This is a genomic window from Psychrobacter sp. HD31 (assembly GCF_051097895.1).
Classification (GTDB): Bacteria; Pseudomonadota; Gammaproteobacteria; order Pseudomonadales; family Moraxellaceae; genus Psychrobacter.
In genome coordinates, this window is the sequence record NZ_CP142525.1 from 1,319,526 (window position 1) to 1,336,181 (window position 16,656).

Below are 16,656 nucleotides of genomic sequence, written 5' to 3' on the forward strand. Positions count from 1 at the left end.
CTCAAAATCCTTAATACAGATCAGATGGTAATAAGTTTTAGCAACCCATTTATTTTGTTTAAACCGCTTTCCATAAACATAAAAAACTGCCAAACCCTTTTAAAGTTTGGCAGCATTTTACTTTTAAATCATATATTATGTTAAGCGGACTAAAAGACTACTTAAACTGTCGTTTTAAAAACTCAATCGAGCTGTCTTTGGCTTTTTTAACAGCCAACTTCTGATTCTTGCCTAGCATTAACTTCATTTGCCATACTTTTTCTTGATACAGTGTCGTTGCAGGCTGCTTAAACATACGATTAACCACCCGTTTGCTTGCCAAAACGGCATCAGGCGATCGGGTTTTTAACTCTTCTGCCAATAACATCGCTTTTTCTAACGGGGCATCATCCACATGGGTGATTAACCCAACCTCTTTAGCCTCTTGCGCTTCTATAACACGGGCTGTCATCGCCAGCTCTTTTAACACATCAATATTAACAGAGCCAAATGCCGATTGCGTTAGCCCCATATCTGGCACAAGCCCCCACTTTGCTTCCATGATAGAAAACTTACCATTAGACGAGCTAATCCTTACATCACAACCCATCACTAATTGCAACCCTGCACCAATACAATGCCCATGGATACTGGCTATTACTGGTACTGGCAACTCACGCCAGCATAAGTTAACTTTTTGAAACATGTTTTGGTAAGGTTTGATTAGCTCCCACATTGCAAAAGTTCTATTTTTAGGGTCATTTAATGAACCTAAATCAATACCGGCACAAAAGTCATCACCCGAGCCTGTTAAAATCACTGCTCGCACACTTTTGTCTGCTTTAATTTTTTTAGAAACCTTGATGAGTTCTCGTATTAACTCAAAGCTCATTGCATTTTTTTTGTCGGGTCTATTTAATGTGACTGTCGTAATTTGGTTAGTCGTTTCTACCGTAACATACTTGTAGGGACGGGTGCTCATATATCATCCTTAATATCTAATTAATACCTAGCTAAGTAATAGTGAAAAAAAGCTGCTATTGGTTTTCTATTCTAACCACAGACTATGCTAATAAGTTAAAAAAATAAGAACACGCCAGTCATTTACGATATTTAAATCATTTTCCACGTCATGTCATCTTCTTTAAATCGATGATATTTAAGCTCTGCCCATGGTGATAAATCTTGTTTAGCAAGGTTATCTAATGCTATAAGCAGCTCATCATAATTGGTTTGCAACACCTCAATATCTTGCAAATTGATATTTGTTTTCGCCTCATCTGTGTTTGGTTGCATTGCCGTTCGCTCAATATGTTGTTGGCACACATCCTCTAAATTTTGGCTAGCATGGCGGATTTGTGGCACACCAGCATATCGGCTTGCGCCCAAAATACGATGACTAATTTGCGATAATTGTTCAATATCATTTGCTTGCCAAGCTTGCTGCAGTGCTTGTTTTTCACCACTAACCGAATCAATCATCATAATGATTAATTGCGAGGCTAAGTCTGGCTTATTGACAGAGCGTGTGAGTGCGTCTTCCCAATCAATCACAGCCAACTCTGTTTGCATATTTATTTGGCTGTTAACATGCCCGTTTTGTTGGTTATCTACAAAGGTTGGGCTTGTATGATTTCCCGTTAAGCCAGGATTAAGCTTGCTTGTTTTTGGAGTTTGCCCTGTTTTATTACCCAGCCATTTTTGCAAAATTTGTACCAATTGCTGCTGATTAATTGGCTTACCAACATAATCATCAATCCCTGAGCGCATTAGCTTATCTCGCTCATCTGACATGCCATGTGCCGTTAGTGCAACAATAGGTATTTGTGGCTCATTGCTATCAATTCTACGGATTTGTGCCGCTGCTTGATGCCCTGACATCCGTGGCATTTGGATATCCATAAAAATCAAATCAATTGGTTTTTTATCTACGCCACTTTCACTCGCATTATTTTGCATGCTCACAATTTCTATGGCATCAAAACCACTATTGGCTGTCACCACCTCAATACCAAATTCATCAAGCAAGGCTTCTAAAACCAGCAAGTTAGGCGGATGGTCATCTACTGCCAATACTCGATAGCCCTGCCAACGTGGTGCCTCCTGAACGGGTTTTGCCACCTCATTATCTTTAGAGTCAAACATGGCATACAACTGATTTTTATTAAGCGGCTCATACAATGGATAAGCTTGATATTTATTGAGCAGTTGCATATCCAATGCCACTTGATAGCCATAAACGCCTAAACGTCCTTGATAATGTAACCTAATTTGTTTTAGCAATGCCGTCATATTATCTTGGGTTTCATTGGTATCGCTATCTACAATTACCCAATCAAACTGATTCGCTTGTTCTTCTAATTTATCCAGCGTGCTGGCTAAACTGTTGGTAATCGTTATTTTAATTGGTAGTGGCTGTAAGCTTGCCTGTAATACTTGGATACTGGCAGGGTGATTAATCCATGCTAATACCCGCAGTTGCGTATCATCGCTTGCTAATAGTGACGGTGGCATCTCTATTTCTGGTAAAACAACATCGCCAGCATTTTCTACATCCAACACATCTACTTGTGCAGGCAAACTAAACCAAAAGGTAGAACCATGGGTGGCAATGTTTTCTACTTTATTGTCTAAATAACCAATGCGTCCGCCCATTAAGCGGGTCAACTGCTGAGAAATAACCAGCCCTAACCCAGTACCACCGTATTGGCGGGTAATGCTTGGGTCACCTTGCGTAAAGCTTTTAAATAGCTGCGCTCTGTCTTGCTCGCTTACGCCTCGACCAGAGTCTTGCACACTAATGTTTAAGTAGTTTTCTTTGTTATCATCTAGCTTAACGGTCACCACAATTTCGCCATCATCGGTAAATTTAATGGCATTGCCAACAAGATTGGTCATCACTTGTTTCATCCGCAACGCATCACCAATAACACGCATAGGTACATCGTTATAAAACACAACCGCCATGCGTAGCCCTTTTTCACTGGCTAAAGGCGATAACATGTCTGCCACTTCATAAATGGTTTCAAAAAAATTGTACTCATGGTTATCTAAAACCAACTTGCCTGCCTCAATTTTAGAAAAATCAAGGACATCATTGACTAATGCCAATAAATGAGCAGATGATTTACGGATGGTTTGCACATACAGGTTTTGTTCAGCATTCAGCCCATCATGCCGTGCCAACAAATTAACAAACCCATCAATACTGTTGAGTGGTGTGCGCAGTTCATGGCTAATGTTTGCCAAAAATGCTGATTTGGCTTGGCTGGTAGAAATTGCCATATCTCTTGCATTACGGATAGAGATATTTTGCATTTCCATTTCATCAAATGCCTGACGTAAGTCATCTTCGGTTTGTTCGGCATGTTCTCTTAATTCATTAAAACTTTTATTTAAGCGGATACATGTCTCTTGCAAGTCTCTTGATAATAACAGTACCTCGCCTTTTGATTTAATTTTAACGGGCTCGTCTAAGGTGTCGGCACGCATTTTTTGTAAATGCAGGCGCATTTCATATATAGGTGCAAGCCAACGTGAGGCATAGCTTTGTAAGCTAAATAGTAAAAGTAATAACGTTAATAAACACGTCACTGTTAATGTTAATAAAATGCGGTATCTTGCTAACTTTATCGGTTGATTATCCATATCAACAATTAGCCAATATTGCTCGGTACTTGTTTGCCTAACCGGCAAGCCATATGCCGTACCTACCTCTGTTTTTACCTTTGTGATAAAGGTTGATGTTTTATCTGCATCAGTAGCATTTTGTTGGTCGTTATTTTTTTGGTTTTCTGCTTGATTAGATAATTTTTTTGCCAAATTACCCCAAGACTTTTGGGTTTCAAAACCTGTTGATTTAATCACCTCACCATGGCTATTTACAATAGCCACTCGGTTTAGCTTAGTATCTGACTGTACAGACAATAAAACTTGTTGTAGCATTTCATCATTAGTTGACCCAAGTAGGTATGGTAGGTTTTGAGAAATGATGGGTTGATAACGAATCAATACCGATTTAGCTATCGCTTGTTGTTCATGTAGCGTCGCTCGTTGGGTTTCTTTATAAACCAGCACCGCACCAACAATTGCCAACAAACAAATTGGAAAAAACACCAACACAATCAGCTGTCCATAAGCACTGCGTAAATTCAAATGTCGTTTGCTAATTATTGCCATTTATCTTACCGTAAAAATTTATTATCAAAATAAACCAAAATGTATAAAATTATTGTAACAGGTTAACCCAAGATAAAATATAGGATAACTGACCTCATTAAATAAAACTGCTACAATGTTTTTTATTCGTACATTAATATTGATATATCAAGATACCACTTTATTATAGAGACCATTATGCCAACAAAAAATTTTATAACTCAAACAACACGCCTAGCAGACTGCCTAGGCAATACGCCATTAGTTGAGCTACAACGTTTGGGAGAAAATATCATCAAAGATAAAAACATCACCTTACTTGCTAAATTAGAAGGCAATAATCCTGCTGGCTCAGTAAAAGATCGTCCAGCATTTAATATGATTTTGCAAGCAGAACAACGTGGTGACATTAAACCTGGTGATACCTTAATTGAAGCCACCAGTGGTAATACAGGTATTGCTTTAGCCATGGTTGCCGCCATGCGTGGTTATAACATGATACTCATTATGCCGGCTAACTCTACTCAAGAACGTAAAGATGCCATGCGTGCCTATGGTGCTACGTTAATTGATTTTGATGGCAGTATTGAAGAGTCGCGTGATTTAGCTCTACAAATGCAAGCAGAAGGTAAAGGCATTGTATTAAACCAGTTTGCTAACCCAGATAATAAAGAAGCGCATTACCTAACCACAGGACCAGAAATCTGGCAACAAACAAATGGTAAGGTCACTCACTTTATTAGCTCTATGGGTACCACAGGCACAATTTCTGGTACAGGTAAATACTTAAAAGAGCAAAACCCAGACATACAGATTATTGGTTTACAACCTGCCGATGATGCCCAAATTGCCGGCATCCGTAAATGGGGCGCCGATTATATACCAGAAATTTTTGATAAAAGTGTGGTCGATAGGGTCATTGATGTGCCTCAGCTTGAAGCAGAAATCACCATGAGAAAACTGGCTAAACAAGAAGGTGTTTTTGCTGGAGTTTCTTCTGGCGGTGCAGCCTGGGGTGCATTAAAAGTTGCAGAAGAAATCGCAAAAAACATCCAATCAGATGATCCAGATGCCGTGATTGTATTTATTGTTTGCGACCGTGGCGATAGATACTTATCAACAGGGTTGTATGGTATTGAAGACTAAACAAAACTAAAAGAGAACGGTATGAGCGCAACGTTAATATTTGATATAGAAACCATCCCAGATGTAGAAACAGGCAAACGCCTAAACCCAGAACTTGCAAAGCTAAGCAACGACGATGCACAGCAAGCTTTAGTCGCTATCAGACAAGAAGAAGCTGGCAGCGATTTTATGCGTTTGCCACTACACAAAATTGCTTGTATCTCTTTTTTGTGGGTAGAAGACAATCAATTGACGCTAAAAACCTTATCACTCAATGATATGAGTGAAGAACAAATTTTAACCACCTTTTTTAGGGCGTTTAATAAACAACCCACCTTAGTTTCATGGAATGGTACCGGCTTTGATGTGCCTGTTTTACTCTATCGAGCCATGTTACACAAGCTTTCTGCTCCTGCTTTATTTAACCCAAAACAACGCCCCGACTACCTTTACCGCTATGGCGATATGCACATTGATTTAATGGATAAATTGTCTATGTTTAACGGTTATAACCGCCAAACCTTGGATGTAGTTGCAAGCCTTTGCGGTTTTGCTGGCAAACAAGATGTAAACGGCAGTATGGTGGTTGATTTGGTTAAAGCTGATGAATGGGATAACCTGCACACATACTGTGAAAGTGACGTTTTAAACACATGGTTAATATACCTGCGTTGGCAACTATTGGTTGGCAACATAGATAACGAGCAAGCGACTTATTTAGAGCAAAGCACCAAAGAGTACCTTTGTGCTCATACCAACGAAGCCGGCAATATAACACACCAAAAGTTTTTAGATGCGTGGGCTTAAACTGCCAGTTTAATCAACACTCGTTTAATAAAAGAAGACGCTTAAACATAAGCGTCTTCTTTTTCTTAGCTCAATAACCATAAAACTGCTTTCCATTAAAAAAAATTATTGATATATTAACCAACAGGAATAAGGACTATTCCTATATTCAGTTTGACCTGAATAGTTGCTTGTTTCTATTTTTTATACAATTATTTAAAAATACAAGGATGTTAATTATGTTATTTGCAAACCCCAATACCCCCAAAAGCTCAGTCCAATTTAGAGACACTTACGATAATTTCATTAATGGCGAGTGGATTGCCCCAGTTGGTGGCGACTATTTTGACGATACCAGCCCAATCAACGGGCAAAAAATATGTCGAGTCGCTCGCTCTCAAGCTGCTGATATAGAAGTGGCACTCGATGCTGCTCATGCCGCTAAAGACGCATGGGGAAAAACCAGCCCGGCGGAACGTGCGGCTATTTTGCTTAAGATAGCAGATAAAATTGAAGAAAACTTACAAGATATTGCCATTGCCGAAACTTATGAAAACGGCAAACCCGTAAGAGAAACCTTAGCCGCAGATATACCGCTAGCCGTCGACCATTTTAGATATTTTGCCGCCGCCATCCGCACTCAAGAGGGTGGGATTAGCGAAATTGATCATGACACCGTTGCTTATCATTTCCATGAGCCATTGGGCGTCGTTGGGCAAATTATACCGTGGAACTTCCCTATTTTAATGGCTGCCTGGAAAATTGCACCTGCACTTGCCACAGGCAACTGTGTGGTTATGAAACTTGCTGAACAAACCCCCGCCTCTTTTTTGTATCTACTCGATAAAATTGGCATACAAGATATTTTGCCAAAAGGCGTGTTAAATGTTGTTAACGGTTTTGGTATTGAAGCTGGTAAACCTTTGGCTTCTAACCCTCGTATCGCAAAAGTTGCCTTTACAGGTGAAACGGGCACAGGCAGCCTAATCATGAACTACGCAAGCAAAAATATTATCCCAGTTACATTAGAACTTGGCGGTAAGAGTCCTAACATCTTTTTTGAAGACATTATGGACAAAGATGATGACTTTTTAGATAAAGCGGTTGAAGGTTTAGTGATGTTTGCGTTAAACCAAGGCGAAGTTTGTACCTGCCCATCACGCGCACTAGTTCATGAAAGTATTTATGATAAATTTATAGAAAGATGTGTCGAGCGCGTAAAAGCCATTAAACTTGGCAATCCATTAGACCTAGAGACTATGGTAGGTGCTCAAGCCAGCCAAGAACAAATGGAAAAAATAAAATCTTACCTAGAAATTGGCAAACAAGAAGGTGGTAAAGTGCTAATTGGTGGCGATGTAGATAAAAGAGAAGGTGAGTTTGAAAACGGCTGCTATATTCAACCAACAATTTTTGAAGGCTCAAATGATATGCGAGTATTCCAAGAAGAGATTTTTGGACCTGTACTATCGGTTGCCAAGTTTAGTAGTGATGAAGAAGCCATGCATATAGCAAATGACACTAGCTATGGTTTAGGAGCAGGCATTTGGACACGCAATATCAACAAAGCCTACCGGTTTGGGCGTGGTATTCAGGCAGGTCGAGTATGGACAAACTGCTACCACTTATACCCTGCTCATGCCGCGTTTGGTGGATACAAGCAATCAGGTATTGGACGTGAAAACCACATAATGATGCTAGAACATTATCAACAAACTAAAAACATGTTGGTATCCTACAGCCCTAAAGCTATGGGATTCTTTTAAACTTAATTCAAGTCCTATTTTACATAAAAAAAGACGCTTAAATTTAAGCGTCTTTTTTGTATTGTTTTCAACCTAATAAACTTAGTGTTTATCTTTTCTGTTGTAAGATTCGTTACGGCTTTCTTCGCTTTCTAACCACATTGCATTCATTACTGCAAGCAAAATAGCAAAGCCTAACCCTAATATCCAAGCAAAATACCACATAGTTAATCTCCTAAATTATTAACAGTTAGTAAACCGTGTGATCATTTTCACGGATATAAGCCTTAGTAACTTTACCACGCATAATTGCATATGCATAACTGGTATAAGTTAGTACGATTGGTAAGAAAATAACCACAACGTATAGCATAATCATCAGCGTTAAATGGCTAGATACGCTATCCCAAACTGTTAAGCTTGAATTTGCGAAAGTAGATGATGGCATCACAAATGGGAATAAAGATACGCCCGCTGTCATAATCACACCAACGACTGCAAGGCTAGACGTTACAAATGCCGTTAGCGTCCAACGAGCTTTCATTAGCAATACGGTTAGTAATGGCATCACCACACCAAGCGCAGGGAACACCCATAAAGCTGGCATTTTGTTGTAATTTGCCATCCAAGCACCTGCCTCACGTGTTACCTCTTTAACATTTGGATTTGCAACACCTTGTGGATCAATAGTAGAGGTGATGACATAACCAGGGATAGATTGTAACCAAACACCAGCGGCAATAAATAGTACGACCATTAAAACTGCCGCAATTGATGCAAACTTAATTGTACGATCTTGTACTGATTCAACCGTACGATGGGCAAGATAAGCACCACCCTGCATAATCAGCATCGTAGCACTGACCAAACCACATACCAATGCAAATGGATTTAACAATGCCCAAAATGAACCAGTGTAAGTAGATACCATGTTGTTATCAAAGCTAAACGGCACACCTAAAAATAGATTACCAAAAGCCACACCAAACACCACCGCAGGTACAAATGAGCCTGCAAACAATGCCCAGTCCCATGCACCACGCCAAGTTGGGTTATGCACCATACTGCGGTATTTAAAACCAACAGGACGGAAGAACAATGCCCATAGCACCGCAATTAACGCCCAATAAAAGCCACTAAATGCCGTTGCATAAACCAGTGGCCATGCAGCAAAAATTGCACCACCACCTGTAATAAACCAAACTTGGTTACCTTCCCAGTGAGGACCGACGGTATTAATCACAACTCGACGCTCTTCATCATCTTTACCAACAAATGGTAATAGCGTCATAACACCCATGTCGTGACCATCCATGATGGCGAAACCGATTAACAAGGCACCGACCAATAGCCACCAGATAACCTTTAAGGTTGCATAATCTAATATCATTAAACTCATGGCTATTCCTCCTATTTGTCATTTAGACTTTGAGTGTAGCGACCTGTGCCAAGACTGGCAGGACCTAACTTCACATATTTAATCATCAAGTACATCTCAATAATCAGTAGAATAGTATAGAAGCCAACAAACCCAGCCATAGAACCAATGACGCTTGCAACACTTAAGTTTGAAACGGAAACATAGGTTGGTAACACACCATATACTGTCCAAGGTTGACGACCATATTCGGCTACAAACCAACCCATCTCAATAGCAATCCAAGGTACTGGAAGCATTAATACAGCAAAGCGTAGTAACCAACGTTTATTCTCAAAGTTACCTCTAATACTTGCCCATAAACTCGCCACAAATAATAGAAGCATAAGCACACCAGCAGCAACCATAATACGGAACGACCAAAACATAGGCGCAACTTGAGGAACACTGTCGTCAACTGCCATTTCAATCATCTCTGGGGTAGCTTTTGATACATCTTCAGAATAAGGTTTTAAAAGTAAACCAAAACCAAGATTATCTTTTAATGGTTCAAACTCAGCTTTTAGGGCTTCATTTTGTGGGTCTTCGCGTAATTGGTCTAATAAAACTACCGCTTTTTGACCTTTAATAATACGCTCACGGTTACGCTCTTTAATATCATGGATACCTATGATTTCTTTGTCTAAAGAGCGCGTACCAATAATACCCATCACATAAGGAATTTCTACAGCCCAATCATTTTTCTCTTCTTTATCATTAACACCTGCAACTAGGTTAAATGATGCCGGTGCGGGTTCTGTATGCCACATCGCTTCCATAGTTGCCAGCTTAGTATGTTGCGCCTCACCTGTAGAATAACCAGATTCATCACCCAGCAAAATTACACTAAAAATTGCTGCAAAACCAAAAGCTGCCGCTACTTGGAAGCTACGTTTAAAGAAGGCAACCTCTTTGTTACGTAATAAGTACATAGCAGAAATTGCAAGTACAAATACTGAAGCACAAGTGTAACCAGCTGATAAAGTATGTACGAACTTAGCTTGAGCTACTTCATTAAAGAAGACGGTAGCAAAGTTTGTCATTTCCATACGCATGGTTTCGTAGCTAAACTCGGCACCAACAGGTGCTTGCATCCAACCGTTTGCAACTAAAATCCAAAGGGCTGAAAGGTTAGTACCTAATGCCATCATGACAGTCGCAAATAAGTGCTGACCACGGGTCATTCTGTCCCACCCAAAGAAGAACAAACCAACAAACGTTGATTCCAGCCAAAATGCCATCAAGCCTTCAATAGCAAGTGGTGCACCAAAAATATCACCAACATAATGAGAATAATATGCCCAGTTAGTACCAAACTGGAATTCCATTGTAATACCAGTCGTTACACCCAGTGCAAAGTTAATACCAAATAACTTGCCCCAGTAACGCGTCATATCTTTCCAAATTTGCTTACCAGTCATCACATAAACTGCTTCCATGATGACAAGTAACCAAACCATACCTAATGTTAGGGGAACAAACAAGAAGTGGTAGAGTGCCGTAACCGCAAATTGTAAGCGGGAGAGGTCTACCAGTTGTTCAGTAATCATACTAAACCTCCAATGAGTCCTAAGAAATTACCCTAGAGAAACCTTTAATTCATAAAAAAATACAGAGTCACTTACCGCTTTGAGCTCCTGCTCTGGTAAATACCTCTGTATCAAATAAACATGCAGCTTGTTTGGCAACACATAATTGTTTGGCATTATGTATTATTAAGAATTGGCTAAGTAAGGATAAAACTTTACTATTCATAAGCGTATCACCTTACATCTATTTTGAGTAAAACCTAAAAAAAAATAATAGATGGCTACATATTGTTATTTCATTGTAACAAATATTTTTTATAAAAGTATAGCCTAGTTACAAAAAAACCTTAGATTTCTTATGGAAATTTATACTGACCAGTTCATCCTTTGCATGCCTTTAATTCCAAGTGTTTTAGTCAGATTTCAAGTAAATCAAGCGCTGCTTATCATTTCTAAAACTTGCCAGTTAAGGCTTTTCCAGAGCAAGTAAAACCCAATCATTATGCAAAAAAATATAATAAAATAGAAACAATTGCGTAACATTTTTGATTGCCATTGCCAAACTAAAGTAAAAACAAATGCAAGCACACCACCAACCATAGCACCACCAATATGACCTGCATTATCAATGCCTGGTACAATAAATCCATACATTAAATTAATACCCATTACAAGCAAAAGCCCTTTAAAATTTAACCTGTGCCCACCAGCATAAACCTTAAACAAAGCAAAAATTAATAGCCCCATACCAATGCCCATAATGCCACCTGATGCCCCAGCCGAAAGTGAGGTATAGGTAATAGGGAGGTTGTTATGGATAATATAATTAAATGTCACATAGCTGTTTAGCATATTGCCACCCAGCACTGACAGCAAAAATAGCAACAAAAATTTAACCGAACCCAGCATTGGCTCTGCCACTTGCCCAAAATAATACATGGCATAGCAATTAAACAATAAATGCATTAAGCCTATGTGCAAAAAACCACTGGTTATCAGCCGCCAAGGTTCTGTAACCATACTTTTAGAAAAATAGTTCGCCCCCCAATTCAGCAAGTCTTCTCTTGCTGGGGTATTAGCGTCTACCCCTGCAAACAAGACCTGATAGGCAAATAGCCCCACAAAAATACCAAGTAACAGGGTTGTCATAGGTGCTGTTTTAAATAGTTTTTGAACATTCATATGTTTTACTTTACGGTTAAAATTTTGTTTTAAATAGGTCCATCATACAATAAAAAAGCATAGCTTTTAAGCTATGCTTTTTGTTTAAAAACAAGGTGTTTACTTTATAACATTAAAATTGGCTTACTGGTATTACCAAGCCAACCGATTGGCACTGGTTTGAGTAATAAAACCATCTGGCGTTTGTCCATTGTCTGCTTGCCAGCGTGCAAATGCTTTACGAGTGTTTGTACCAATGATGCCATCAGCACCTTTGGTGTCATATCCTTTGTCGGTTAAGTTAATTTGTAAGTTTTTAACCTGTGCCGTTGTTAAGGGTTTTTCATAGCGAGGCCAAGCTTTTTGTATGGTGCGTTCTCCTGCAATTTTTTTTGCAAGTGTGCTCACACCCAAAGCATAACTTGATGAATTGTTATAAACCTTAATAACATCAAAGTTGTTACTGGTTAATAAAGCAGGTCCATTTTTGCCTGCTGGTAGCCACAGCTCAAGTAACGACCCTTTTGGTATATAACCACCCAACATCTGTACGCCTTGGGCTTGCCACTGATCATACGTTTTTTTATTGCCCATCTGACGGTAATCAAACCCACTTGGTAACGTGACCTCATAATAAGGTGATAAACCTTGTACCCAACCAGAGTTTTTAAGATAATTTGCAGTTGAATTTAACGCATCGGTACTATTCCAAGGATTTTTTTGCCCATCAAGGTTGCCATCAACGCCTTGTTTTAACCAAGTGGCAGGGATAAACTGGGTATGCCCCATACCACCTGCCCATGAGCCATCCATTTGATACCAAGACACATCACCCCGTTTAAGCAAAACTAGCAAGGCTTTTAATTGCGCTTCTGCAAAATCACGACGACGCCCCTCGTACGCCAGTGTTGCTAAAGAGCTTGCCAAATTTGATGAGCCAGTATAACCACCATAAGAAGACTCCATACCCCAAATGGCCGTCACAATCTCTGCATCAACACCATAATTAGATTCGATACTATTAAATACTGCACGGTTATTTGCAAATTTAGACTTGCCCATACTCACACGGCTAGATGATGCCGCCGAATCTACATATTCCCAAGGCATTTTGGCAAATTCAGACTGACTACGATCATTAGAAATAATTTTTTGATTCAGCGATGCCATGCTCATCAAACGGTTAACATCATTTATGTCATAACCTTCTGCAATGGCACGCATGCTAAAATTTTGTTTCCAACCATAAAAACTATTTGTATCACCTGTTATTGCTGGATTACTTGGCTGCTGCACAGGCGGTTTGGGTGCCGTGGGTTTATAAACCGTTGGTTGGTTTTCTGTTACATAGTTACCGCCAGCACAAGATGCTAGCAACACCGCAACAACTGACGTTGCTAAAATTTTTGTTATATTTGTTGTTTTAGTCTTCACTTTTTGTCCCTTAATATCCATTGCTAAAATATTCGCATTTAAAAAATAATTACTGTCACACTTTACCAACAATCAAAGTTAAAGTCGATGCAATCGCCAAAGAAGATAGTAACAATCTGTAGCGTTAAGTTACTGCCATAAAAAAACCCTTTTCTACAGTTAAGTTAAAAAAGAGTTTTTAAATAATTAGCTAAGGCTTTTAAGCAAAGCTAAGTTTAAGCAAAAAGCGCTGCGATATCAGATTCATCAAATGGATACAATGCGCCACAAAACCCACAGTCCATTTCAATTTTTCCGCCATGTTCTTCGGCAACCGCTAAGGCTTGTTCTTTACCAAGTTGCCTAATTGCAGAGGCACTTTTTTCTTTTGAGCAGGTACAACCAAAACTAAGCTGGGTTGCTTCTGGTGTGACGACCTTTTCTTCATTATAAAGGCGATACAACACCTCATTTGGGTCTAATTGAGTTAATTCATCAGCTTTAATGGTGCTGGTTAAAGCCGATAGGCGTGACCATAAGTCTTCATCGGCATCACCATGTTCTGCCAAGAGTTTTTCTTCTTCGCTTAATGGCAATAACTGTACCAGCAACCCACCTGCCTGCAAACCATTACAAGCAAGGCTAATTAACGTGGGTATTTGTGCAGACTGTAATTGATAATGTGCCAAACAATCAGCAAGATTATCATACCCTCGCTCAACAATACCTTGGTAGGCCTCTCCTTTTTCTGGCTGGATATTAATAAACAAAACGCCTTTGCCTACATCACCCAGCTCTGCAAATGCCTCATTGGCTGTCTTTTTCTGTTGCCAAGCAGCTTGTTGTTCATCCGTTTCTTGTTTCCATTTTGCCAAGCCTCTTACCTGCCCGTTATGGTCGCATTCTGCCATGGCCCAATTTAATAAACTCGATTCATCTGATGACTGAAGCTGAACAGATAAGCGTCCATTAATTTTTAACGTGCCAATTAACAGGCTGGCTGCTGTCAGCATCTCTCCCAACAGTTGTTTAATGGCTTCTGGATAGTCTTTTTGTGCAATAACATGGGCAAAGCTGCGAGTTAGATGAACCGCATCTCCACGCACAGGCGAATTATCAAAATAAAAGCGTTGGCGTAAATCAGTTTGGCTAATCACTTGGTTTGTCATTTGGTTTGTCATATTTGCTCTTAAAATCTTACTCGTCACTCATGGTTAAGTTGTGACCTTTAAGATTAATCATTTATTCAGTATTAAGGATATTTTGTTATTAGCTTAATGGGGATAAACTCATAAATTCAAACAATAAAAATAGAATCTTTTGTAAACAGTTACATAAATATGGGCATACGAGTTGATAAAGATTTAGCGCACGATAAGCGATTAACTATTTATTAAAGTATCGCATCAAACCACTGAGTAATAAATCTTGACGTATATTGACTGGTTTGTGTATATGTTGACTAATGATTGAGGCATCGCCCCCTGTCATAATAATTTGGTAGTTGTCATGTCTGCCGCTAATTTCATTAATTGCGCCAACTATCGACAATAAAATACCTCGGTGTACCGCATCTTGAGTCGTCACCCCTTGTAAAATACTATCAAACTCACCATCAGAGATGCTAATTTGCTTAGTACCAGAAAACAATGCCTCTCGCTGTAAATAAATACTGGGGAAGATATAGCCACCCAAATGGTTACCATGATCAATTAAATCGATGGTTAATGCCGTACCACAACCCACAATACATTGTCGTTTACCACTATCAACAACGCCCAACATTTGTAGCCATCTGTCTACACCCAGTTGATTAGGGTCATATTCGCTCGTCATTAATTTGTGTCGGTTATCAACATGAACAAACTCAAAAGGTATGTTAAGCCATGCTAGTGAGTCGGCTACTTTGGCATTAATGTTGTTACCCAAAACAGAAGAGATACCAATAAAATTGGGGGCGTATTTTTCAAATTGGTAGGTTAAGCCCATTAACAACTCAGCAGGCGCTGATAAATGTTGTTTCGCATCGGCACTAATCACTCTGCCAACCTCATCAATTAGCCAATATTTTAAACGGGTGTTGCCAAGGTCTATCCAAAGGTTTGCCATGTTTAATCCTATCACTTAGCGTTATGCAATGACTTTTATTTTTGCAGAAAATAAACGCATCACCTTACCATCATCTTTTTGTATCTGCAAACAACCTTGGTCATCTATCCCTAATGCTTTGGCAGTATATGCCATTTGCTCTGCATCTAAGCTATCTCCCAAACTGGTTGGCGATTGACGCTCATCAGCACAAATGCTTAGGGTGCGCCCCATTAAAACATCTGACATTGCAAAGTTTGCCAAAAAGTCTTGCCGTACGCTGTTTTTATTAGGTTGGGTTATGTATTGATGGCACAAAATAGCCGTTAATATTTGTTTGCAGATTGGGCGATACAAGTCAGCAACTTGTGGGCAGTCAATCGTCTTATCTGATTTTTTAGATGCAGCTTTTGATTCCGCTTGTTCAATTAATTGTGCAATACTTGTGCTTTGGTATCCCATGCCCTCTTGAGTTTGTTTGCAAAGTTTGGGGGCATTTTTAACATTTAAACCTACCCCAACCACAACCCCCAACAAATTACCTTTGCTTATTACGGGTTCTATTAAAATACCTGATAGCTTACGAAACTGAATCAAGGTTTGCGCTGGTGGCAAACTTGCACGCCCATCCACTATTTCTTTATTCAAATACTCACTGTTAGCAGTCTTCTTATCTATCGGTTGATAAAACCCTATGTCATTCGCCCACTTTACCCCAATGGGTGTGTCTAAACCGTTATTTAAAGTTTTAATAATATCCAGCTTAGACAAGCTAAAACCGACGCACAGCGATAGCAAGCCTGATATTGGCATATCTAAAGGGTGCAAACGATGGCATTTAGGATAAAAAAGCGACAAATACACATTGCCCATTGGCGACTGCCAACTACGACCATTTTGCCCACGCCCTTGAGTTTGGGTATCTGCTGTTAAAACATGTACCTGATTTGCTGACAACTGCCCGTTTTTTATGTGGTTTATCAACTCACTGTTAGTAGAAGGGCTACTTGTTATATGCCGATGGGTTTTTTGTTGATGGACAGATTGCATCAGGTAATTGACACTATCTTCGATTTGGTTGTTGATACTTTCAGGCATTCTTTATACACGATTCACACATTAATTTTTTATAAGGATACCACAAGGCTAAGGTTGTATATATGGTTCATATTGGTGGGCATTTGTATTGGCAAACAAGTTTTGCTGATAAAAATAAAGCAAACTTAAATAGCTTAAATAAAATAGCATTTAACTT

The 16,656-nt window shown here is 39.3% G+C and carries 13 protein-coding genes; 3 read left to right on the forward strand and 10 right to left on the reverse strand.

The annotated features are described in order from the left end of the window. Positions 1-157 precede the first annotated feature (157 nt). Together VH441_RS05790 and VH441_RS05795 are read right to left on the reverse strand one after the other, a co-directional pair. On the reverse strand, positions 158-961 hold the full coding sequence (locus VH441_RS05790; RefSeq protein WP_434352713.1) for a crotonase/enoyl-CoA hydratase family protein: 804 nt from the start codon (positions 959-961) through the stop codon (positions 158-160). Positions 962-1,092: 131 nt separating this feature from the next. Beyond that, positions 1,093-4,158 (reverse strand): ATP-binding protein, encoded by a 3,066-nt coding sequence (locus tag VH441_RS05795; RefSeq protein ID WP_434352714.1) that lies wholly within the window; start codon positions 4,156-4,158, stop codon positions 1,093-1,095. 177 nt (positions 4,159-4,335) lie between these two features. On the opposite strand from VH441_RS05795, the gene cysM reads away from it, so the two are divergent. The 3 genes from cysM to exaC all read left to right on the forward strand — a co-directional run bounded on the left by cysM (position 4,336) and on the right by exaC (position 7,814). Further along, positions 4,336-5,283, forward strand: a complete 948-nt coding sequence (cysM, locus tag VH441_RS05800) for a cysteine synthase CysM (protein WP_434352715.1) — start codon at positions 4,336-4,338, stop codon at positions 5,281-5,283. 21 nt (positions 5,284-5,304) lie between these two features. Next, positions 5,305-6,069, forward strand: a complete 765-nt coding sequence (locus VH441_RS05805; protein ID WP_434352716.1) for a 3'-5' exonuclease — start codon at positions 5,305-5,307, stop codon at positions 6,067-6,069. A 218-nt stretch (positions 6,070-6,287) separates the two neighbouring features. Next, entirely contained in the window at positions 6,288-7,814 is a 1,527-nt protein-coding gene (gene exaC, locus VH441_RS05810; RefSeq protein WP_434352717.1) for an acetaldehyde dehydrogenase ExaC, read from the forward strand. A gap of 81 nt (positions 7,815-7,895) precedes the next feature. Here exaC and cydX read toward each other — a convergent pair whose 3' ends face one another. The 8 genes from cydX to VH441_RS05850 form a co-directional block, all read right to left on the reverse strand. After that, a complete protein-coding gene (gene cydX, locus VH441_RS05815) occupies positions 7,896-8,018 on the reverse strand; it encodes a cytochrome bd-I oxidase subunit CydX (RefSeq protein ID WP_434352718.1) in 123 nt (40 codons plus the stop codon). A gap of 25 nt (positions 8,019-8,043) precedes the next feature. Further along, on the reverse strand, positions 8,044-9,180 hold the full coding sequence (gene cydB, locus VH441_RS05820) for a cytochrome d ubiquinol oxidase subunit II (RefSeq protein WP_434354364.1): 1,137 nt from the start codon (positions 9,178-9,180) through the stop codon (positions 8,044-8,046). A 23-nt stretch (positions 9,181-9,203) separates the two neighbouring features. Then, positions 9,204-10,760, reverse strand: coding sequence for a cytochrome ubiquinol oxidase subunit I (locus VH441_RS05825; RefSeq protein WP_434352719.1), 1,557 nt, complete (start codon positions 10,758-10,760; stop codon positions 9,204-9,206). A 411-nt stretch (positions 10,761-11,171) separates the two neighbouring features. Next, positions 11,172-11,921 carry a rhomboid family intramembrane serine protease gene (locus VH441_RS05830; RefSeq protein ID WP_434352720.1) on the reverse strand — a complete coding sequence of 250 codons (750 nt, stop codon included), beginning with the start codon at positions 11,919-11,921 and terminating at the stop codon, positions 11,172-11,174. 132 nt (positions 11,922-12,053) lie between these two features. Then, positions 12,054-13,334, reverse strand: coding sequence for a lytic murein transglycosylase (locus VH441_RS05835; protein WP_434352721.1), 1,281 nt, complete (start codon positions 13,332-13,334; stop codon positions 12,054-12,056). Positions 13,335-13,549: 215 nt separating this feature from the next. After that, positions 13,550-14,494: an Hsp33 family molecular chaperone HslO gene (locus VH441_RS05840; RefSeq protein ID WP_434352722.1), complete on the reverse strand. Its 945-nt coding sequence runs from the start codon at positions 14,492-14,494 to the stop codon at positions 13,550-13,552. Between the two features lie 205 nt (positions 14,495-14,699). Further along, positions 14,700-15,422, reverse strand: a complete 723-nt coding sequence (locus VH441_RS05845) for a pantothenate kinase (protein WP_434352723.1) — start codon at positions 15,420-15,422, stop codon at positions 14,700-14,702. Between the two features lie 21 nt (positions 15,423-15,443). Beyond that, positions 15,444-16,499, reverse strand: a complete 1,056-nt coding sequence (locus VH441_RS05850; RefSeq protein WP_434352724.1) for a biotin--[acetyl-CoA-carboxylase] ligase — start codon at positions 16,497-16,499, stop codon at positions 15,444-15,446. Positions 16,500-16,656: the final 157 nt, after the last annotated feature.